This window comes from Streptomyces sp. NPDC039480 (genome assembly GCF_055597165.1).
Genome location: NZ_JBVITX010000007.1, coordinates 395,259 through 414,006, shown reverse-complemented (window position 1 = coordinate 414,006; position 18,748 = coordinate 395,259). Strand labels below are relative to the sequence as shown.

At 70.5% G+C, this 18,748-nt stretch carries 19 protein-coding genes and 1 tRNA gene; 11 read left to right on the top strand and 9 right to left on the bottom strand.

Features of this window, described 5'->3' with window-relative positions:
• Nucleotides 1–158 precede the first annotated feature (158 nt).
• Nucleotides 159–746 (top strand): GNAT family N-acetyltransferase, encoded by a 588-nt coding sequence (locus ACZ56E_RS23810; RefSeq protein ID WP_471217085.1) that lies wholly within the window; start codon nt 159–161, stop codon nt 744–746.
• Nucleotides 747–794: 48 nt separating this feature from the next.
• Entirely contained in the window at nt 795–1,877 is a 1,083-nt protein-coding gene (locus tag ACZ56E_RS23805; RefSeq protein WP_471217083.1) for a questin oxidase family protein, read from the top strand.
• Nucleotides 1,878–1,928: 51 nt separating this feature from the next.
• Here the strand turns inward: ACZ56E_RS23805 and ACZ56E_RS23800 are convergent, their stop codons facing one another.
• Nucleotides 1,929–2,690, bottom strand: a complete 762-nt coding sequence (locus ACZ56E_RS23800; RefSeq protein ID WP_471217222.1) for a dioxygenase family protein — start codon at nt 2,688–2,690, stop codon at nt 1,929–1,931.
• A 133-nt stretch (nt 2,691–2,823) separates the two neighbouring features.
• Between ACZ56E_RS23800 and ACZ56E_RS23795 the strand changes: the two genes are divergently transcribed.
• Nucleotides 2,824–3,339, top strand: a complete 516-nt coding sequence (locus ACZ56E_RS23795) for a MarR family winged helix-turn-helix transcriptional regulator (protein ID WP_471217081.1) — start codon at nt 2,824–2,826, stop codon at nt 3,337–3,339.
• 46 nt (nt 3,340–3,385) lie between these two features.
• Here ACZ56E_RS23795 and ACZ56E_RS23790 read toward each other — a convergent pair whose 3' ends face one another.
• Nucleotides 3,386–4,909: an MFS transporter gene (locus tag ACZ56E_RS23790; RefSeq protein ID WP_471217079.1), complete on the bottom strand. Its 1,524-nt coding sequence runs from the start codon at nt 4,907–4,909 to the stop codon at nt 3,386–3,388.
• Between the two features lie 99 nt (nt 4,910–5,008).
• The gene (locus tag ACZ56E_RS23785) at nt 5,009–5,665 is read right to left on the bottom strand and encodes a TetR/AcrR family transcriptional regulator (protein WP_468610365.1); all 657 of its coding nucleotides are present in this window, start codon (nt 5,663–5,665) and stop codon (nt 5,009–5,011) included.
• 277 nt (nt 5,666–5,942) lie between these two features.
• On the opposite strand from ACZ56E_RS23785, the gene ACZ56E_RS23780 reads away from it, so the two are divergent.
• Nucleotides 5,943–7,226 (top strand): M6 family metalloprotease domain-containing protein, encoded by a 1,284-nt coding sequence (locus ACZ56E_RS23780; protein ID WP_471217076.1) that lies wholly within the window; start codon nt 5,943–5,945, stop codon nt 7,224–7,226.
• A 26-nt stretch (nt 7,227–7,252) separates the two neighbouring features.
• Here the strand turns inward: ACZ56E_RS23780 and rho are convergent, their stop codons facing one another.
• Nucleotides 7,253–8,398, bottom strand: coding sequence for a transcription termination factor Rho (rho, locus tag ACZ56E_RS23775; RefSeq protein WP_471217075.1), 1,146 nt, complete (start codon nt 8,396–8,398; stop codon nt 7,253–7,255).
• Between the two features lie 383 nt (nt 8,399–8,781).
• On the opposite strand from rho, the gene ACZ56E_RS23770 reads away from it, so the two are divergent.
• The 4 genes from ACZ56E_RS23770 to ACZ56E_RS23755 all read left to right on the top strand — a co-directional run bounded on the left by ACZ56E_RS23770 (nt 8,782) and on the right by ACZ56E_RS23755 (nt 13,285).
• Nucleotides 8,782–9,579: a 2,3-dihydro-2,3-dihydroxybenzoate dehydrogenase gene (locus tag ACZ56E_RS23770; protein WP_471217073.1), complete on the top strand. Its 798-nt coding sequence runs from the start codon at nt 8,782–8,784 to the stop codon at nt 9,577–9,579.
• A gap of 146 nt (nt 9,580–9,725) precedes the next feature.
• Nucleotides 9,726–10,943, top strand: coding sequence for an isochorismate synthase DhbC (gene dhbC, locus ACZ56E_RS23765; RefSeq protein WP_471217071.1), 1,218 nt, complete (start codon nt 9,726–9,728; stop codon nt 10,941–10,943).
• Nucleotides 10,940–12,589: a (2,3-dihydroxybenzoyl)adenylate synthase gene (locus ACZ56E_RS23760; RefSeq protein ID WP_471217069.1), complete on the top strand. Its 1,650-nt coding sequence runs from the start codon at nt 10,940–10,942 to the stop codon at nt 12,587–12,589. Before dhbC ends, ACZ56E_RS23760 begins: the two co-directional genes overlap by 4 nt.
• Nucleotides 12,590–12,655: 66 nt before the next feature.
• Nucleotides 12,656–13,285: an isochorismatase family protein gene (locus ACZ56E_RS23755; protein WP_471217067.1), complete on the top strand. Its 630-nt coding sequence runs from the start codon at nt 12,656–12,658 to the stop codon at nt 13,283–13,285.
• A gap of 51 nt (nt 13,286–13,336) precedes the next feature.
• Here ACZ56E_RS23755 and ACZ56E_RS23750 read toward each other — a convergent pair whose 3' ends face one another.
• The gene (locus ACZ56E_RS23750; RefSeq protein ID WP_471217065.1) at nt 13,337–13,828 is read right to left on the bottom strand and encodes a MarR family winged helix-turn-helix transcriptional regulator; all 492 of its coding nucleotides are present in this window, start codon (nt 13,826–13,828) and stop codon (nt 13,337–13,339) included.
• A 103-nt stretch (nt 13,829–13,931) separates the two neighbouring features.
• On the opposite strand from ACZ56E_RS23750, the gene ACZ56E_RS23745 reads away from it, so the two are divergent.
• Nucleotides 13,932–14,345 carry an organic hydroperoxide resistance protein gene (locus ACZ56E_RS23745; RefSeq protein ID WP_471217063.1) on the top strand — a complete coding sequence of 138 codons (414 nt, stop codon included), beginning with the start codon at nt 13,932–13,934 and terminating at the stop codon, nt 14,343–14,345.
• A 121-nt stretch (nt 14,346–14,466) separates the two neighbouring features.
• Nucleotides 14,467–14,539, top strand: a tRNA-Arg gene (locus tag ACZ56E_RS23740).
• 56 nt (nt 14,540–14,595) lie between these two features.
• Here ACZ56E_RS23740 and ACZ56E_RS23735 read toward each other — a convergent pair.
• Nucleotides 14,596–15,327, bottom strand: a complete 732-nt coding sequence (locus ACZ56E_RS23735; RefSeq protein ID WP_471217061.1) for a hypothetical protein — start codon at nt 15,325–15,327, stop codon at nt 14,596–14,598.
• Between the two features lie 559 nt (nt 15,328–15,886).
• On the opposite strand from ACZ56E_RS23735, the gene ACZ56E_RS23730 reads away from it, so the two are divergent.
• Nucleotides 15,887–16,453, top strand: coding sequence for a Uma2 family endonuclease (locus ACZ56E_RS23730; RefSeq protein WP_471217059.1), 567 nt, complete (start codon nt 15,887–15,889; stop codon nt 16,451–16,453).
• 33 nt (nt 16,454–16,486) lie between these two features.
• On the opposite strand, the gene ACZ56E_RS23725 is transcribed toward ACZ56E_RS23730, so the two are convergent.
• The 3 genes from ACZ56E_RS23725 to ACZ56E_RS23715 all read right to left on the bottom strand — a co-directional run bounded on the left by ACZ56E_RS23725 (nt 16,487) and on the right by ACZ56E_RS23715 (nt 18,593).
• Entirely contained in the window at nt 16,487–17,029 is a 543-nt protein-coding gene (locus ACZ56E_RS23725) for a sugar O-acetyltransferase (RefSeq protein WP_471217057.1), read from the bottom strand.
• A 7-nt stretch (nt 17,030–17,036) separates the two neighbouring features.
• Nucleotides 17,037–17,978 carry a LysR family transcriptional regulator gene (locus ACZ56E_RS23720; RefSeq protein WP_471217055.1) on the bottom strand — a complete coding sequence of 314 codons (942 nt, stop codon included), beginning with the start codon at nt 17,976–17,978 and terminating at the stop codon, nt 17,037–17,039.
• A 108-nt stretch (nt 17,979–18,086) separates the two neighbouring features.
• The gene (locus ACZ56E_RS23715) at nt 18,087–18,593 is read right to left on the bottom strand and encodes a response regulator (RefSeq protein WP_471217053.1); all 507 of its coding nucleotides are present in this window, start codon (nt 18,591–18,593) and stop codon (nt 18,087–18,089) included.
• Nucleotides 18,594–18,748: the final 155 nt, after the last annotated feature.

Sequence of the window (18,748 nt, the reverse complement as noted above, 5' to 3'; positions counted from 1 at the left end):
TCCTGGTCGGCCCTTTCTGGGGCCTCTGTGGTGGATGGCACACCCTCGGGTGCCCTGCATCCGATGGAAACAACGACTGGAATCCGGACAGAATTCCCAAGCCGCGCATCTTTTTTCCCGGCGGTGCAGTACCCTGTCGCGCCACGGAGGGGGTCCGGATGCCGACGGAACGTACAGAGGTGCAGGTGAGACCGGCCGTAGAGGCTGATCTCGAGGCCCTGACGGACCTCTACAACCACTACGTGCGTGAGACGGCCGTCGCCTTCGACACCGTCGCCTTCCTGCCGGAAGAGCGCCGCCCTTGGCTGCTCTCCCACCCTGAAGACGGCCCGCACCGCCTCTTGGTTGCTCAGGAGCACGATTCCGGCCCGGCCCCCGGCCCCGGCTCCCGGCCCCACACCTCTCGTGTGCTCGGATACGCGACCAGTAGTCCTTTCCGTCCGAAGCCCGCCTACTCCACCTCCGTGGAAGTCAGCGTGTACTGCGCCCCGGAGGCCGCGGGCCGGGGCATCGGCACGCTCCTCTACAAGGCGCTCCTGGAAGCCCTGGAGGGCGAGGACGTGCACCGCGTCTACGCCGGGATCGCCCAGCCGAACGAGGCCTCGGTCCGCCTGCACGAGCGCTTCGGCTTCCGGCACGTGGGGACGTACGAGGAGGTCGGCAGGAAGTTCGGACGGTACTGGGACGTCGCCTGGTACGAGCTGCGGCCGGGCGTGGCCCAGACCTTCCTGGGCCCCAGGACCTAGATCGCAAGCCCGTTACGCACCGGCAGGTCAGCGGCCTACCGTCCCCGCATGACTGACACCACAGGAATCCTCGACGAAGCCCTGCAGCGGTTGCACACCTCCGGTCCCGAGCGTCTTGGACGGCTCACCAACCACGCCCCGATGGCCGTCGAGGCGCTTGCCGCGCACGGGCAGTCCCGGGCCGTTCACCGGTGGCTGGATCTTTACGCCCCCAAGCTGGAGGAGTTTCCCGCCCCGTTCGAGCCGGTCACCGACGCGAACTGGCGAGCCGCCCTGGGGGACCCGCGCCGCGCCGCCGACTGGATCGCGTACTTCGGCCGGGAGATCGAGGCCCGGCCCTGGCGCGACGTGCTCGCCGAGTGGTGGCCGCGCCTGCTGCCCGGCCTGTACGGCAGTGCCACGCACCCGGTGATCCGGGTGGGCCACGCCGTACGCACCTTGGAGGAGAGCGACGCGGAGGCGGGGAACGGGCAGACGGGGAGCAGCGGGCAGGCGGGGAGCGGGCCAACGGCGGGTGGCCTGACCGAACCCCGGCTCGCCGAGCTCGCGCACGGCCTCGGCTACTGGGCCGCTCGCCACTACCCGCTCGCCGGTGTCGCCACCCTGCCGGGCGCCGAGAGCGCCGCCGGGGCGCTGGACGCGGTGCCGCCCATCGGGAACCGGGCCGACGGCGGCTACCCGACGCGGCTCGGCCGGGTCGAAGGGCTGCCGGTGTGGGCCGCGTCGGTCGACGACCCGGAGGAGGCCAGGCGCCGGCTGACGGAGCTGGTGCGGGCGGCCACCCACCGGTACGCCACCCACGGCCACGGCGACGAGACGATGCTGGTGCACGCTGCGACCGCGCCCAACGCCGTGCTGCGCGCCCTGCCCGCGCTCCCCCGCGCCCTGTGGGTGCCGAGCCTGCACGCCGCGTGGACGGCGTCGGCGGCGATCACCGCCATGTACGCGCCGGACGAGCCCGTGGCGTACGCCCCACCGGGAACCTTCTCCGCCGAGGAGATCTTCGAGCGGGCCATGGAGCACGGCGACGAGCACGTGATCAAGTTCGCGGACACGGCGCTCGACGTCGGCGACGAGCGGGCCCTGGCGGCGGCCCTGCGCGCCGTCGAGCTCAGCGAACCGCTCGCGTAGAGGGGGCATCGCGGGGCCCGCCCGCCCCCACATCCGCTCCCACATCCCCCCTCACCCGAACTGCACCGACCTCTTCGCGAGCCCCATCCAGAACCCGTCGATCACGCTGCGCTGCTCGCCGAGGTCCCCTGTCGCCTCGGCCGCGCCGAGCGTGACGAAGAGCGGTGCGAAGTGCTCGGTGCGGGGGTGGGCGAGCTGCCCGGCCGGGGACTTGTGCCCGAAGTCGAGCAGCGCGTCCACGTCACCCGCCTCCAGGGCCTCGTACCCCCAGGCGTCGAACTCGGCCGACCAGCCGGGCACGCCGCCGTGGCGCAGCGCGGCCAGGTTGTGCGTGAAGAAACCGCTGCCGACGATCAGCACCCCCTCGTCGCGCAGCGGCGCCAGCCTGCGGCCGATGTCCATGAGGCGGCGCGGGTCGAGGGTCGGCAGGGAGATCTGGAGCACGGGGACGTCCGCGTCCGGGTACATCTCCACGAGCGGGACGTACGCGCCGTGGTCGAGCCCGCGGTCCGGCACGTCCTGCACGGGCATACCGGGCGCGTGCAGCAACTTGCGTACGGAGGCGGCGAGTCCGGGCGCGCCCGGCGCGGCGTACGTCACCTGGTAGTAGTGCTCGGGGAAGCCCCAGAAGTCGTACACGAGGGGCAGTGTCTCGGTGGCGGACAGGGCCAGCGGCGCCTCCTCCCAGTGGGCGGAGACCATCAGGATCGCCTTGGGGCGCGGCAGCTCCGCGGACCAGGCGGCCAGCTCGCCGGGCCAGACGGGATCGTCGGCGAGCGGCGGGGCGCCATGGCTGAGGTACAGGGCGGGCATGCGGGTCATCGCGCACCTCCGGGCGGGCGGAACGTGAAACAAGCGGAGAAAGTACTTGAAAGCTCAAGCTCTCACGTCAACCGTACGCACGGTTTGTTCAAACTTCAAGGAAGGGCCTCGTACAGTGGGGTACATGGATATGGCAGCGACCCCTCCCCCGGCCGGTGAGCCGCACTGGCTGGACGGCGACGAGCAGCGCGTCTGGCGGGTCTATCTCCAGGCGACCACTCTTCTCGACGACTTCCTCGACCGTCAGCTCCAGCGCGACGCGGGCATGCCGCACATGTACTACGGCCTCCTGGTCCAGCTGTCCGACGCCCCCCGGCGGCGGCTGCGGATGACCGAGCTGGCCAAGACCATGAAGATCACCCGGTCCCGCCTCTCGCACGCGATCGCCCGCCTGGAGAAGAGCGGCTGGGTGCGCCGCGAGGACTGCCCCTCCGACAAGCGCGGGCAGCTGGCGATCCTCACCGACGAGGGCTTCGAGGTGCTGCGCAGGACCGCCCCCGGTCATGTGACCGCCGTCCGCCAGGCCCTCTTCGACCGGCTCACCCCGGAACAGCAGAAGTCCCTCGGCGAGATCATGACGATCATCGCCGAGGGACTTCAGCCCAAGGAGGCCGGTGCGGACCTCCCCTGGCTCCGCTAGGTGCTCACCAAGAGGATCTGACTGGACCCTAGTGGGTCCAAGCGGATCAGTGGGCCATCACCGGGATCTTCACCTCGTCCTCGGCGCCGTCCGTCGAGTCGCCCGAGGCCGAAGCGCCGCCCTGGTGGCCGGTGTTGATGAACGTCGCCGCGATCAGCGCGGAGACGGCCAGGATGCCGACCGCCCACCAGATGGCGCTGGTGTAGCCCTCGACCATGGCCTGCGCCTGGACGAGCTTCGGGTTGGCGGCGCCGGCCGCGTGGTCCGCGATGTACGCGGAGGTCGCGGAGGCGGCGATGGTGTTCAGGAGCGCCGTGCCGATGGCGCCGCCGACCTGCTGCGAGGTGTTGACCATCGCGGAGGCGACACCGGCGTCACGGGCCTCGACGCCGTGCGTGGCGAGCGACATGGCGGGCATGAACGCCGTACCCATGCCGAGGCCGAGCATCAGCTGCGCCGGCATGATCAGCCCGGTGTACGAGGAGCCGACCTCGAGCTGCGTCAGGAGCAGCATGCCGACGGCGGCGAGCAGGAAGCCCGGGCCCATCAGCAGCCGCGGCGGGACGCGCGTCATCAGGCGGGCGCCGATCTGCGTGGAGCCCACGATCATGCCCGCGATCATCGGCAGGAAGGCGAAGCCGGTCTTGACCGGGGAGTAGCCCTCGACGATCTGCAGGTAGTACGTGAGGAACAGGAACAGGCCGAACATCGCGATGACGGCGAGGCCGAGCGAGAGGTAGACGCCACCGCGGTTGCGCTCGGTCAGGACGCGCAGCGGGAGCAGCGGCGACTTGACCTTGGCCTCGGTGAGGACGAACGCGGCGAGCAGCACGACCGACGCGACGAACATGCCGATCGTCACGGAGTCCGACCAGCCGTCGGACTCGGCGCGCGTGAAGCCGTAGACCAGCGCGACCAGGCCCAGGGTGGACAGGACCACGCCGGGGATGTCGAGCGGCGAGCGGTTGCGGCCGCCGGCCGGCTCACGGATGACGAAGTACGCGCCGAGGGCGGCGATCACCGCGAACGGGATGTTGACGAAGAAGGTCCAGCGCCAGTTCAGGTACTCGGTGAGGAAGCCGCCGAGGATCAGGCCGACGGCGCCGCCGCCACCGGCGATCGCGCCGTAGATGCCGAAGGCCTTGGCGCGCTCCTTGGCGTCGGTGAACATCACCGCGAGCAGCGAGAGGGCGGCGGGCGCGAGCAGCGCGCCGAACACGCCCTGGAGGGCGCGGGCGCCCAGCATCATGGCCTCACCGGTCGCGGCACCGCCGAGCGCGGAGGCCGCGGCGAAACCGATCAGACCGGTCACGAAGGTGCGCTTGCGGCCCCACAGGTCGGAGATGCGGCCGCCGAAGAGCAGCAGACCGCCGAAGGCGAGCGCGTAGGCCGTGATGACCCACTGGCGGTTGCCGTCAGATATGCCGAGGTCCTCCTGGGCGGAGGGCAGCGCGATGTTCACGATGGTCGCGTCGAGCACGACCATCAGCTGCGCGAGGGCGATGAAGACGAGCGCTTTCCAGCGGTTGGCGTCTGGCCCTGAGTCGGGCTTGAGGGCTGTTTCGGACATAGGGGTAGCCACCTAGCGGTACGGAGTGAACTGAAACAGAAAAACGAACTGGAAAAAGGGGGGCGGGTGCGGTTCGGCGGGGGTCAGTGCCGGCAGAGGTCAGTGCCGACGGAGGTCCTTCAGCGTCGCCGCCGCCCCCGGAAGCTCGGACCGGGCGGGCGTCATCAGCCCGTCCAGGAACAGCTGGAGGTGACGGTGGATGAAGCTGTCCATGTTCACGCAGGCCGTGCCGGGCAGCGGCCGGGTGAGCTGGGAGAGGGCGACCATCAGGTCACCGACGTCGATGTCGGTGCGCAGCTGCCCCGCCGAGCGGGCCCGCTCCATGAGGCCTTCGATGGACCGTTCGAGGCGGTCGCGGGAGTCGAGCAGATCGGGGTGGAAGGGGTCGAAGTCCGGCGCGAGCATCGGGCACATGGCGCCGATCCGCTCGTCGACCGCGGCGTGCACGAAGGTGCGCAGCGCACCGAAGGCGGCGCCCTCGTCGGCGTCCGCCGTGGCGATGCCCTGCTCGGCGAGGTCCGCGACGCGGTCCGTCACCGTGCGGACGACCTCGCGCACCAGCTCGGCGCGGTCGGCGAAGTTGCGGTAGACCGTGGCGTTGCCGACGCCGGCCCGGCGCGCGACCTCGTCGAGGGGCACGTCCGCTCCGTGCTCCACGAACATCTCGCGTGCGGCGGCGACGATCCGCTCCCGGTTGCGCAGGGCGTCGGCCCGCGGGCGGGTGACTCGGCGCTGCGGGGCGGTGGCGGTGTCCACGGCTGCTCCTCGTTGGTCGGGGTGCTCGGCTTACGGTTCCAAGGGTCCGCGATGTGGGGAGTAAGTCCCCGCTTCGTGCGGACACACTTCTAAACGGGGAGAGAGTCCCCGGATATTTCCGCTCCGCCACCCAATCCATGTGACCTGAGTCACTCCACTTTCGCCGGGAAACCCTCGATCGGTCGCACCCAACGAGCGCCCGCGCACCCCCCGTCACAGGCTGACCGGACAGGGTGCAGCCAGGACCGGCGGCTGCCGCGGAGTGGAAGGCCCAGGCATGCAGCAGCCGACTCGGCGCCGGATACGCCCCGCCCGCCGCGCCGTCGCCCTGACGTCCGTCGCCGCGCTGGCCCTCGCGGTCACCACGTCGGCGAGCACCGGCCGCCTGATGGCGGACGCGCCGAGCGCGGCGGGCCCGGTCTCCCTCACCCGGAGCACCGCCCTCGGCCCGTGCATGATCAGCGGCACGATGGGCGTGCAGATGTCGGAGGGCATGCCCACCCCGCCCGGCTACTCGCGCTCCACCGGCACCGTCCGGGCCCTGAACCTCATGGTCGACTTCTCCGACGCGCCGGGTCAGGGCAGTGCGATGGACCGCCTGGCGGAGTTCTTCCCGCAGACGTCCCAGTGGTTCCGCACCAGTTCGTACGGGCGTCTCGACTACCGCCCCGAATCCCCCGTACCCGAGTGGCTGCGGATGCCGAAGACGTTCAAGGAGTACGGGATAGAGCGCGGCGCCCCCTTCGACCCCGGCTACCGCCGGCTCGTCGAGGACATCGTGGCGGCCGCCGACCCGGACGTGGACTTCCGGGCGTACGACCTCGTGAACATCCTGATCACCCCGAACGCGGGCCCCTCCGCCCTCGACACCGTCCTGTCGGTGACCTTCGCGGGCAACCACGAGGCGCCGGTCGCGGACGGCGTCCCGGTCTCCAACGCGTCCTTCGTCTACAGCCGCCAGGACGACGGCTCGGGCAGCTACCACGAGACGGGCTACCGCGTCCTGCCGCACGAGAACGGCCATGTCTTCGGCCTGCCCGACCTGTACACGCAGGACGGCGGCGGCGCGGTCGGGCACTGGGACATCATGAGCGAGGACTGGGGGGCCAACAACGACCTGCTCGCCTGGCACAAGTGGAAGCTGGGCTGGCTCGACGACGACCAGATCGGCTGTGCCGCGAGCTCCGGCACGACCGAGCACGTCCTGTCCCCGCTGGCCCGCTCCGGCGGCACGAAGCTGGCCTTCGCCCCGCTGAACGAGAAGACGGGGTACGCGATCGAGGCCCGCACCCGCGGCGGCAACGACGAGGCGGTGTGCAAGCCGGGCGTCCTCGTCTACCGCGTGGACGCGGAGGTCGACACCGGCCAGGGCCCGGTCACGGTCTCGGACGCGGCACCCGACAGCGGCGGCTGCACCCGCCGCCCCAACGTCCACGCGGAGCTCTCCGACGCGACCCACGGCATCGGCGAGACGTTCACGGACCGCGAGACCGGGGTGCGGGTCGCGGTGACGGGAGTGACCGAGGACGGCGACTACCGGGTGCGCGTCACGCGCCCTTAGCGCCATTACGGCCGCACCCCGGACCACTAAGCCCCGGGCACGGTCTGCCGCACCTGCCGCAGGAACGCGGCGTTGCTCGGCGTCTTCTTGACCCGGTCGAGCAGCACCTCGAGGACGCTGTGCTGGTCCCGCCCGTGCAGCGCGCGCCGCAGTCCGCGTACAGCGCTCAACTCCTCCGCCGACACGAGGAGTTCCTCGCGCCGGGTGCCGGACGGAATGACGTCGACGGCCGGGAAGACGCGCTGGTCGGCGATGCCGCGGTCGAGCCGCAGCTCCATGTTGCCGGTGCCCTTCAACTCTTCGAAGTAGTAGTCGTCGGCGCGCGATCCGGTCTCCACGAGCGCGGTCGCGAGCATGGTCAGGGAGCCGCCTTCCTCGGCGAGGCGCGCGGCCCCGAAGAGCCGCTTCGGCCCTTGCACGGCGGCGGCGTCGACACCGCCGCTGAGGGTGCGGCCGCTGCCGGTGGCCGCGTTGTTGTACGCCCGGCACAGCCGCGTCAGCGAGTCGAAGAGCATGACGACGTCCCGTCCCGCCTCGACCATGCGCTTGGCGCGCTCGACGGCGAGTTCGGCGAGGGCGATGTGCTCCTTGGCGGGCCGGTCGAAGGTCGAGGCCAGCACCTCGCCCTGGACCGAACGCCGCATGTCGGTGACCTCCTCGGGCCGCTCGTCGAGGAGGACGACCATCAGATGGCACTCGGGGTGGTTCTGGGCGACGGCGGCGGCGATCTGCTGGAGCAGCACGGTCTTGCCGGTCTTCGGCGGGGCGACGATCAGGCCGCGCTGCCCCTTGCCGACGGGCGCGACGAGGTCGACGAGGCGCCCGGCGACGGGCCCGCCCTCGGTTTCGAGGCGGAGGCGTTCGCGAGGATGCAGCGGCGTCAGCTCGCCGAACCGCGGCCGGCCGCGCAGGGCTTCGGGGGCACGTCCGTTGACCCGCTCGGCCCCGGCGAGCACGCCGGGCCTGCCGACGACGCCTTCGACGAAGTCGCCGGTGCGCAGCGCGAGTTGGCGGATCACGGCGACGGGGACCTGCACGTCGTTCTTCCCGGGCAGGCAGGCGGCACCCCGAAGGAAGCCGCGCCCGTCACGCTGGACGTCGAGAACTCCGCTGCACGCGTGGGCAGTTGTCTCCGATGCCTCGGACAAGGATTCAGTTGCTGTGAGAGTCATGGTGGGGCGTCCTTTCACGGACATGCGCGAACTTCATGGGCGTACGCAGGGGAGGGGCCCGGCGGGGCGGCGATGACACGCCCCCGCACAGCGGGCGGAGAAAGAGAACTGCCGTAAGGCGGGCAGTGCGCTGAAGGCCGGAAGCCGGCCTGACAGATCCCGGCGGACCGGGAGAAGGAGAAACAGATCCCGGCGGACCGGGAGAAGGGGTGACAGTACGGGCGCCCCGAAGAGAGGGCGTACACACGTACTGCTTGCAAGGTAACACACGCACCGACCACCCGGCACGGATCCGTCAGATCCCTCCCCGGACCTCCCAAGATCCTTACCGGGATGGGTTAGGTTAGGCTTCCCTAACTGAACTTCGGGGAGGTAGCTCACGCATGCCTGAGCACATACGGAACGCCGAGGGCGAGTTCGCCGGGCGCACGGCTCTGGTGACCGGCGCCGGCCAGGGCATCGGCGCCGCGGTGGCCGCCGCGCTCGCCGCCCGTGGCGCGCACGTCGTCGCCACCGACCGCGACGCCCACGGCATCGACGAACTGGCCGCCGCGTGGCGCGGAGCGATGACACCCCGCGTCCTGGACGTCACCGACGCCACCGCCGTGACGTCGGTGATCGCCGACACCATCCGCGACCACGGCGGCCTCGACATCCTCGTGAACGTGGCGGGCATCCTGCGCAGTTGCCCCGCCGCCGAACTCACCGACGCCGACTGGGCCGACACGTTCGCCGTGAACGCCACGGGCGTCTTCCACACCTCCCGCGCCGCCGCCTCCCACATGACGGCGCGCGGCTCCGGCTGCATCGTCACCGTCGGCTCCAACGCCGCAGGCATCCCCCGGACCGGCATGGCCGCGTACGCCGCGTCCAAGGCGGCCGCCGCGATGTTCACCAAGTGCCTCGGCCTGGAGATCGCCCGCAGCGGCGTCCGCTGCAACGTCGTGGCCCCCGGCACCACCGACACCGCCATGCAACGCGCCCTCTGGCCCGCCACCGCCACCGAGGCCCCCGCCGCCGTCCTCGACGGCAATTTGGAGACGTACCGCACGGGCATCCCCCTGGGCCGCATCGCCACGCCCGAGGACATCGCGGACGCGGTCGTCTTCCTCGCATCGGACCGCGCCCGCCACATCACCCTCCAGGAGCTGTACGTGGACGGCGGTGCGACCTTGCGCTGACCGCGCTCGTGCGTGGAGCACAGTGCGCCGCGTCCCGAGTCCCGACTCCCGAGTCCCGAGTTGCCGAGCACCGAGTTCCCGAGCCACACCTGCCCACCCCACCCCACCCCACCCCACCCCACCCCACCCCGAGATTTGGAGCCCCCGTGTCGACGGCACCCCAGGTCGCCCCACCCGTCACGCACACCACGACGGCCGAGCGGAACAACCCCGTCGTAGGAGCGGCCACTTCACTCCTCGCCGCCTACACCCCGGGCGCCAGGTTCCTTGCGACCCCGACCCGCACCCTGCTCGCCCCCGCCACCGCACACGCGGAAGTACCGCACGACGAGAGACCGTTGCCGCAGCGCGTCGCCGCGACCCTCGCCGAGGCACGCCGCGCGGGCATCGCCGAGCCGCACGTCATCGGCGCGGTCCCCTTCGACCACACCGCGCCCGCCGCACTTACGGTCCCCGAGACCCTCCGCACCGCGCCCCCGCTCACCGCGGACCCGCTGATCGTCCTGCCCACCGAGACGGCGGACGCGACCGGCTGGCGGATCCGCCCGGTGCCCTCCCCCGAGGAGTACGGCGCCGGTGTGGCCGCCGCCGTGGAGCGCATGTGGCGCGGCGACTTCAGCAAGGTCGTCCTCGCCCGCACCCTCGAACTCACCGCGCCCGCCCCGCTCGACCTCCCCGCGATGCTCCAGCGTCTGGCCCGCCGCGACCCGCCCGGCTACACCTTCGCGCTGCCGACGGCCCCCGGCCGTACCCTCATCGGCGCCAGCCCCGAGCTGCTCGTCTCGCGCCACGGCGACCACGTCGTCGCGAACCCCCTCGCGGGTTCGACACCCCGCAGCGACGACCTCGCCGAGGACGTGCGCCGCGCGGCCGCGCTCCTGGAGTCGGCGAAGGACCTGCACGAACACTCCGTCGTGGTGGACGGCGTGCACCAGGCGCTCGCCTCGTTCTGCACGGACCTGACCGTGCCGTCCCGCCCCACCCTCGTCCGCACGGCGACCATGTGGCACCTGTCCACGACGGTGACCGGCACGCTCACCGACCCCGACGCGTCCGCCCTCGAACTGGCCTGCGCCCTGCACCCCACCCCGGCGGTGTGCGGCACGCCGACGGCGACGGCGCGCGAGGTGATCCGCGAGACGGAACCGTTCGACCGCGGCTTCTTCACCGGCGTGGTCGGCTGGGGCGACGCGAACGGCGACGGCGAGTGGGTCGTCACCATCCGCTGCGCGGAGGCCGAGGAGCGCAGTCTCCGGCTGTACGCGGGAGCGGGTGTGGTCGCCGCGTCGGACCCGGCGGCGGAGACCGCGGAGACGGGCGCGAAGTTCCGTACGTTCCTGAACGCGGTGGGGGCGGAGCTGTGAGCACCTTGACCACGGCGAGCACGGTGGACGCGCCCGGGTGGCCGCAGGAATTCGCGGACCGCTACCGCGAGGCGGGCTGGTGGCGCGGGGAGACCTTCGGCCGGATGCTGCGCGACCGTGCCGCGGTGCACCCGGACCGGGTGGCGATCGTGGATCCGGGCCAAGACCGCCAACGGCCCGCGCGCCGCTGGACGTACGGCGAACTGGACCACCGAGCCGATCGCCTGGCCGCGGGCCTGCTCGCCCGGGGCATCGCGCCGGGCGACAAGGTGGTCGTCCAACTCCCCAACATCGCCGAGTTCTTCGAGACGATTTTCGCGCTGTTCCGCATCGGCGCGCTCCCGGTCTTCGCGCTCCCCGCACACCGCGAGACGGAGATCCGCTACTTCTGCGAGTTCACCGAGGCGGTCGCGTACGTCATCCCGCAGCAGCTCGGCGGCTTCGACTACCGCGGCCTGGCGGCCAAGCTGGTCGACGAGGTCCCCACGCTGCGGCACGTGTTGGTGGCGGAGGGCGACCCGGGCCCGTTCGAGGCGCTGTCGGACGTCGCCACCGACCCGGTCGAGATCCCCGACCCGCCGGCCCCGTCCGACCTGGCGTTCCTCCAGCTCTCCGGCGGCAGTACGGGCGTCCCGAAGCTGATCCCGCGCACGCACGACGACTACATCTACTCGCTGCGCGGCTCGAACGAGATCTGCGCGGTCGACGAGGACAGCGTCTACCTCGTGGCGCTCCCCGCGGCCCACAACTTCCCGCTCTCCTCGCCGGGTTCGCTCGGCGCGCTGTACGCGGGCGCCCGCGTCGTCCTCTGCCCGCAGCCCAGCCCCGAGACGGCCTTCCCCCTCATCGAGTCCGAGGGCGTCACGATCACGGGTCTCGTCCCGCCGCTCGCCCTGCTCTGGACGGAGGCGGCGCCGACCACCGCGTACGACCTGAGCAGCCTGGACGTACTCCTGGTGGGCGGCGCGAAGTTCAGCGAGGAGGTGGCGCGCCGGGTGAAGCCGGCTCTGGGCTGCACGTTGCAGCAGGTCTTCGGCATGGCGGAGGGGCTGGTCAACTACACCCGCCTGGACGACGATCCGGAGACGATCGTCACGACGCAGGGCCGGCCGATCTCGCCGGACGACGAGATCCGCGTGGTCGACGACGAGGACAACGACCTGCCGGCGGGCGAGACGGGCCACCTCCTCACCCGCGGCCCGTACACGATCCGCGGCTACTGGAAGGCCCCCGAGCACAACGCCCGCTCCTTCACGGCGGACGGCTTCTACCGCACGGGTGACGTCGTACGCCTCACCGGGACCGGCCACATCGTCGTCGAGGGTCGGGCGAAGGACCAGATCAACCGGGGCGGCGAGAAGATCGCGGCCGAGGAGGTCGAGAACCACCTCCTCGCCCACCCGTCCGTGCACGACGCGAACGTGGTCGCGGAGCCGGACGCGTACCTGGGCGAACGCACGTGCGCGTACGTCATCCTGCGCGCGGGCGCCGACCCCGTGAAGCCGGCGGCCATCAGGAAGTTCGTACGCGAGAGGGGCCTGGCGGCGTACAAGGTCCCGGACCGCGTGGAGTTCGTGGAGGTCTTCCCGCAGACGGGGGTCGGCAAGATCTCGAAGAAGGCACTAAGAGCAGCGTCACTCAAGTAGCAACCCCTCCGGCAGCACCCCCTCCGGTAGCACCCCCTCCCCTCTCTGAACGGACCGCCCACCACCATGGCCCTCCCCGCCATCCCCCCGTATCCGATGCCGTCACCCGACCAACTGCCGGCGAACCGCGTCGACTGGCAGGTCGACCCGTCCCGCGCCGTCCTCCTCGTACACGACCTGCAGAACTACTTCCTCTCGGCGTACGACCGCACGGCTTCCCCGGTTCCGGAACTCCTCTCCAACGTGGCGGAGCTGAAGAAGACAGCGGCCCACCTCGACATCCCGGTCGTCCACACCGCGCAGCCCGGCGGCCAGAGCCCGGCCGAACGCGGCCTGCAACAGGACTTCTGGGGCCCGGGCCTGCCCGACGACGCACAGGCGGCGGCGATCGCCTCCGAGATCGGCCCGGCCCCCGCCGAGACGGTCCTCACCAAGTGGAAGTACAGCGCCTTCGTCCGCACGGACCTCCTGGAACGCCTCCGTGAACAGGGCCGCGACCAGCTGATCATCACCGGCGTCTACGCCCACATCGGCGTCCTGATGACGGCGTGCGACGCGTGGATGCAGGACATCCAGGCGTTCGTGGTGGCCGACGCGGTGGCGGACTTCTCGGCGGAGGACCACGCGATGGCGCTGCGCTGGGCGGCAGGAAAGTGCGCGGTGGTGAAGACGACGGAAGGACTGCTCACCCACTGAGCCACTACACCGCTACGCCACTACGGCCCGGGGACTACGCCCCCCGCCGCCTCACCGAACACACTCACGAGACACCCGCCCCTTATCACCACCGCCTATGCCGCCACTGCGGCCATCAAGGGCATCGGTGAGCTGATTGAGCCGGAGGCGCAGGTCCCGCACCTCGTCGAGGGAGAGCCCGGTGGACTCGGCGATGGCGCGGGGCACGGCGCGGGCGCGCTCCCGCAGCGCGCGCCCCTCCTCGGTGAGCCGTACGGCGACGGACCGCTCGTCCTCGACACTGCGCCGCCGCTCCACGTGCCCGGCGGCCTCCAGCCGCTTGAGCAGCGGCGAAAGGGTGCCGGAGTCGAGCCGCAGGCGCTCGCCGATCTTCTTGACGGGAAGCTCGTCGTGCTCCCAGAGGACGAGCATCACGAGGTACTGGGGATAGGTGAGCCCCAGATCCTTCAGCGCGGCGCGGTAGACGCTGTTGAAGGCGCGCGCGGCGGCGTGCAACGAGAAACAGATCTGATCATCGAGCCGAAGGAAATCCTCACGTTCCATACTCCTCACTCTACAACAGCACCCAATTAAGTTGCGCACAACTAAATAGGATGCAATGCTTACGTCGTAAGAGCACGAGAACCACGACGAGAACGGGACACCCATGGACGCGCTGTACACGGCAGTAGCCACCGCCAACGGCCGCGAGGGCCGCGCCGTCAGCTCCGACGGCCAGATCGACCTGCCGCTCGGCTTCCCGAAGGCACTGGGAGGCAACGACAAGGGCACGAACCCGGAGCAGCTCTTCGCCGCGGGCTACGCGGCCTGCTTCGCGAGCGCGATGGGCAGCATCGCGCGCCAGGAGAAGATCGACGTGTCGGACGTCTCGGTGACCGCCGAGGTCAGCATCGGCAAGGACACGGACGGCGGCTTCGGCCTCGCGGTGGTCATGCGAGCCGAACTCCCCGACCACCTGCAGGGCCCCGCAGGCGAGGACCTCCTCAAGAAGACCCACGCGTACTGCCCCTACTCGAAGGCGACCCGAGGCAACATCCCGGTGGAACTGATCATCGAGTAACACCCCCTCCGCAGGCAGGGAGCCCGGCCGGGTACGACCGGCCGCCCCAACCCCCCACCCCCATATTGACCACCCGCTACACTGACGGCGGTGCAGCAGTACACGCGACTGCCACCACCCCGCCTTCGTAGCTCAGGGGATAGAGCACCGCTCTCCTAAAGCGGGTGTCGCAGGTTCGAATCCTGCCGGGGGCACACAGGTCAGATCGACAGAGGCCCAGGTCACGGATGGCAGATCCGGTCCTGGGCCTTCATCTTTTCCGGGATCTCGAGGAGCGGTGGACGGCCCCGGCCGGATCCTGAGCTCCGCCGCACAGTGCACAGGAGTACGAGGCCGACGATCTACGCATCCACTCGTGCACGCGGCCTCGGTGGTACTGCAGACCGCGCAGCTGAGCGTGTGCGTGCGGATACGCCCGTGGAGCAGCCTCGAGTCTGTTTCGGTGTCGGGTCTGCTGCGGGGCCAGCTTGCGGGCCTCGGCGATTGAAGCGAGTGCCGCGTCGGTGCGGCCGGTCTCCATCTCACAGCGGCCTCGGTCGATCAGAACGTGCGCACGGCGGGAGGTCGGCCATGAGTTGGGCAGACGCAGCCGTTTCGCCTTCTCCACAGCCTTCCCGTATCGACCCATCTCAGTGAGCGCGGACAGCTCGTGGGCGGCCCAGTTCGTCGGTCCGAAGGACAGCCAGTGCACGTGCTCGACAGCGCCGGCGCGGTTGGCTATCTGTTTGGCCTCCCTCAGGTGGGTCTTCACTGCGGCCTCGTCACGAGCGCGCGCGGCGATGACGGTGGCGCCGAGATGCAGTTGTCCGGCGACGGCCGACGACTCCGGCGTCTGGCCGGCCGAATTGAGCAGGCGGTGGCCGGCGTTCACGAGGCGAAGCCCGATGGTGTGCTCGCCCTCGCGGTGGTAGACGAGCGCCCGCATGTACTGCCGTACCGCAGCGAGTACCGGGTCAGAGGCGCGCTCCGCGGCCCAGTCCATGCGGTCCAAAGCGATGGTGGACAGGTCGTAGAACCCGAGCTCCACCGTGACGTCGTGGGCGGTGCGGGACGTGGGTCCGAGAGCGGCCCATGTCCGCCGCGGTCACCAGCTGGAGGGTCTCGCGCGTCGCGACGTCGGGAGCAGCGCCGAGGTCGTACAGATCGAGTGATTCGCGGATGGGGTGGATGAGCTCGGCGAGGCGCTCGCTGCCGCGAGGCAACTGGCGGACCGGGCATGAGGAAGGCCCCCTTCTGCCCGAAGGCGGGAGAGGGCCGATGTCACGGGTACTGGCGGCGGACGGGATCAAGCGCGTCCTGCGAGCTGGCTCGTCGCCCGACTCTGATTCGGGCGCCCCATCGCGGGTCTCGGAGATCATGGTCCTAGTGGTGCGACAACCCTGGGCTTCGGTCGGAGCTCGAACCAGCACCTCGCTCCCTCGCGAAGCACATTCTGGGAGACACAAGGTGGTCGTCATCCGATCGCCTCCCGTGCCGGATAGCGGGCAGTACGCTGAACCCAACGGGATCAGGCCCGCAGCACAGTCTTCGGGAGGCGCTTCGTGACGGTCGAGATGGTGGCCCCGGCATGGATGCATGAGCAGATCACGGCGGAAGAGTACGAGTCGTGGTCCGAGGAACAGTGCGCCGGTATCGAGATCGTGGACGGGATGGTCGTCGTGAGTCCGAGTGCGTCCAAGCGGCACAACCGGCTGGCCCGCATTCTGGCGAACGCCCTGGATGACGCCGCGGGCCCGGAGTGGAACGCCGACACGGACTTCGACGTCCGGCTTCAGGACGTCCCGCTCACCAACCGCCGTCCGGACGTCGTCGTGTACCGCGCGGACACGATCGACATCACCCCCACCCGCCCCGAGCACGTGCTGCTGGTCGCGGAGGTGGTGTCGCCAGGCTCGGAGACCACCGACCGGGTCGTGAAGGTCGACCAGTACAGCAAGTCCGGCATCGCCTTTTACTGGAGGGTCGAGCAGGCCGCGACAGGGGTTCCCCTCGTGTACACCTACGTTCTCGACCCCGCGACGAAGACCTATCGGGAGGGAGACGTGTACACCGGCGTCCTCAAGGCTCTGGCCCCCTTCCCGGTGGAGATCGACCTCAGCCAGATCTGACCACGCGCCGGTCGGAGACGTTCAGATATTCCCTCACCACTGGCGGCGTGGCGTTGCCTTTTCGCCTGTTATCAGGGTGGCCGCGGGGACGTTCTCCGTTACGACCGCTCCTGCGGCGATTACTGCGTCTCGGCCGATTGTGACGCCGGGGAGGATTGTGGCGCCTGCGCCGATCCAGGCGTTTTCGGCGATGTTGATGGGGGCGCCGGTCAGCCATGTGCGGCGGTCCTCGGGGGTGACCGGGTGGCCGACCGTGATGAAGGTGGCCTTGGGGCCGATCATCACGCGTTCGGCGATGCGGATGCCGGCGTAGTCCAGGAACGTGCAGTTCTGGTTGATGAAGACGCGTTCCGCGAGGTCCAGGTTGAGGCCGTGGTCCGTGTAGAAGGGCGGGTAGATCGTCGTTCTCGGTGGCAGGGGTTTGCCGAGGATCTGGCGGAACAGGGTCGCCTTGCCTTCCTCGTCCTCGAAGGGGAGGACGTTCAGGCGGGACGTGAGTTCGGTGGCTCGCAGGACCCGGTCTGCCATGGCCTGGAACTCGGGGCTGTGGATGCGCATCAGGTGGTTGGCGGGCATGGCGTGATCAGCCTTCTGGGAGGGGCAGGGCCCAGGACGGGCGCCAGGTCGGGGTGGGGAGGGCCGGGAGGGTGGCGAGGTGTGTGATGAGGCCTCGGACGCCCGGGTGGGGGTTTGTGGTGGGGAGGAGCAGGGAGAGCGGGTACGCGAGCGTCGGGTTCCTGATCGGGATGCGGCCCAGGTCGTGGGCCGGCGGCCAGGTGTAGCGGTCGCGGGCGCCGACCAGCGTGGCCAGGTCGGCTGAGTCCGCCAGGGTGTCCTGGAGGACTTCGTCCCCGAAGTGCGGGCCCGCCGCGTCGACGCGTAGGTCGAACTCCGTGGCGAGCTGGTCGTAGAAGTCCGCCCATTCGCTTCCCTGTGCGATGCCCGGCACCCAGATCCGGTGCCCTCGCAGCTGTCGTGGCGTCAGGCTTTTCGCTGCGGCGAGCGGGTGTCGCGGGCCGACGAGAAGTTCCAGCGGGGAGTCGAACGCGTGGATCATCCGTACGTCGGGCGGCAGGGCGTCCGGGTCGATGACGGTACGGAACGAGGCGTCGATGTCGCCCGCCGCGACCGCGGCGGCCGCCGTGCGCGGGTCGTCCGTGCGGAGGGTCACCACGTCGAGGTTGGTCCCGGGGCGCGAGCGCCAGTAGTCGTGCAGGATGACGGCCTGTGCGCTGCGCAGGCCGAGTACGTCCACCCGAAGGGCCCGGGAGCCCGGTCTGACGGAGGCGAGCGCGCGTTCGACGGCCGCGACGATGCTCCGGGCGTGGGGGAGGAACGCCTGGCCGTCCAGCGTCGGCTCCACCCCTCGGGCGGTACGGGTGAAGAGGCGGGCTCCCAGCTCGCGCTCCAGGGTCGCGATGCGCTTGGAGACGGCCTGCTGCGTCACGCCCAGCTCTTCGGCCGCGTGCTGCAGGCGTCCGAGCTCGGCCGCCCGGACGAAGGTTCGGAGTGCCTCGGTGTCCACGGGGGTCACCCTAGGGGGGCACAACCGATCGTTGTGGCTTGGTCGGGGGTGGTTGTCGGCGCGTGCTCACCTCGGCTGTCGGTGCGCCCGCCTCGGTTGTCGGTGTGCTCACCTCTCCGAGCGGGGGCCGCGGGCGCGGCGGCGTTCGGTGTGGTTGTCCGCCGGTGGTTTCGTCGTCCCGGACTTGAGTTGGGCGCGGAGTTCGTCTATCTCCCGCTGCATCGATTTCAGCTGCCCGTACGTCTCGAAGAGGTAGCGGACCTTCGTACGCAGGGTCAGGGGGTCGATGGGTTTGAGGGCCACGTCGGCCACGCCCAGGTGGAACGCCGCGGCGGCCGTCTCGCGGCTGACGTCGAAGCCGGTCAGCAGGATGATGGGGATGGAACGCGTCTGCTCCAGACGGCGTACGTAGCGCGCGACGTCGAGGCCGCTCACGCCCGGCATGCGCACGTCGAGCAGGATGAGCCCTACGTTGCCCCGCAGGATCACCCGTAACGCGTCGTCGCCGTTCGAGACGCTCACCAGCGGGTAGCCGAGAGGGCCCAACGCGCTCTCCAACGCGAACAGAGTGTCCTTGTGGTCGTCGACGACCAGGATCACGGAGTTGGTCAGCATGGACTGAGGCCCCCCTATGTCAGTAACCACGCTATGCCGACCCCGAGTTGTGTATCCCGTGTGTCAGCACACGGGCAATACCTAAGTTCATAGCCGCAGTATCAGCAGCAACAGAGGAAAAAGCGCCCCCTTCGGCCGCAGCGGCCGTTCGGATG

Coding starts and splice junctions, on each gene's coding strand:
- ACZ56E_RS23735 (WP_471217061.1), bottom strand. CDS start 15,327: ATGGACTGGGCCGCGGAGCGCGCCTCTGACCCGGTACTCGCTGCGGTA.
- ACZ56E_RS23790 (WP_471217079.1), bottom strand. CDS start 4,909: ATGTCCGAAACAGCCCTCAAGCCCGACTCAGGGCCAGACGCCAACCGC.
- ACZ56E_RS23745 (WP_471217063.1), top strand. CDS start 13,932: ATGGACGCGCTGTACACGGCAGTAGCCACCGCCAACGGCCGCGAGGGC.
- ACZ56E_RS23755 (WP_471217067.1), top strand. CDS start 12,656: ATGGCCCTCCCCGCCATCCCCCCGTATCCGATGCCGTCACCCGACCAA.
- ACZ56E_RS23725 (WP_471217057.1), bottom strand. CDS start 17,029: ATGCCCGCCAACCACCTGATGCGCATCCACAGCCCCGAGTTCCAGGCC.
- ACZ56E_RS23780 (WP_471217076.1), top strand. CDS start 5,943: ATGCAGCAGCCGACTCGGCGCCGGATACGCCCCGCCCGCCGCGCCGTC.
- ACZ56E_RS23715 (WP_471217053.1), bottom strand. CDS start 18,593: ATGCTGACCAACTCCGTGATCCTGGTCGTCGACGACCACAAGGACACT.
- ACZ56E_RS23750 (WP_471217065.1), bottom strand. CDS start 13,828: ATGGAACGTGAGGATTTCCTTCGGCTCGATGATCAGATCTGTTTCTCG.
- ACZ56E_RS23795 (WP_471217081.1), top strand. CDS start 2,824: ATGGATATGGCAGCGACCCCTCCCCCGGCCGGTGAGCCGCACTGGCTG.
- ACZ56E_RS23810 (WP_471217085.1), top strand. CDS start 159: ATGCCGACGGAACGTACAGAGGTGCAGGTGAGACCGGCCGTAGAGGCT.
- ACZ56E_RS23770 (WP_471217073.1), top strand. CDS start 8,782: ATGCCTGAGCACATACGGAACGCCGAGGGCGAGTTCGCCGGGCGCACG.
- ACZ56E_RS23805 (WP_471217083.1), top strand. CDS start 795: ATGACTGACACCACAGGAATCCTCGACGAAGCCCTGCAGCGGTTGCAC.
- ACZ56E_RS23800 (WP_471217222.1), bottom strand. CDS start 2,690: ATGCCCGCCCTGTACCTCAGCCATGGCGCCCCGCCGCTCGCCGACGAT.
- rho (WP_471217075.1), bottom strand. CDS start 8,398: ATGACTCTCACAGCAACTGAATCCTTGTCCGAGGCATCGGAGACAACT.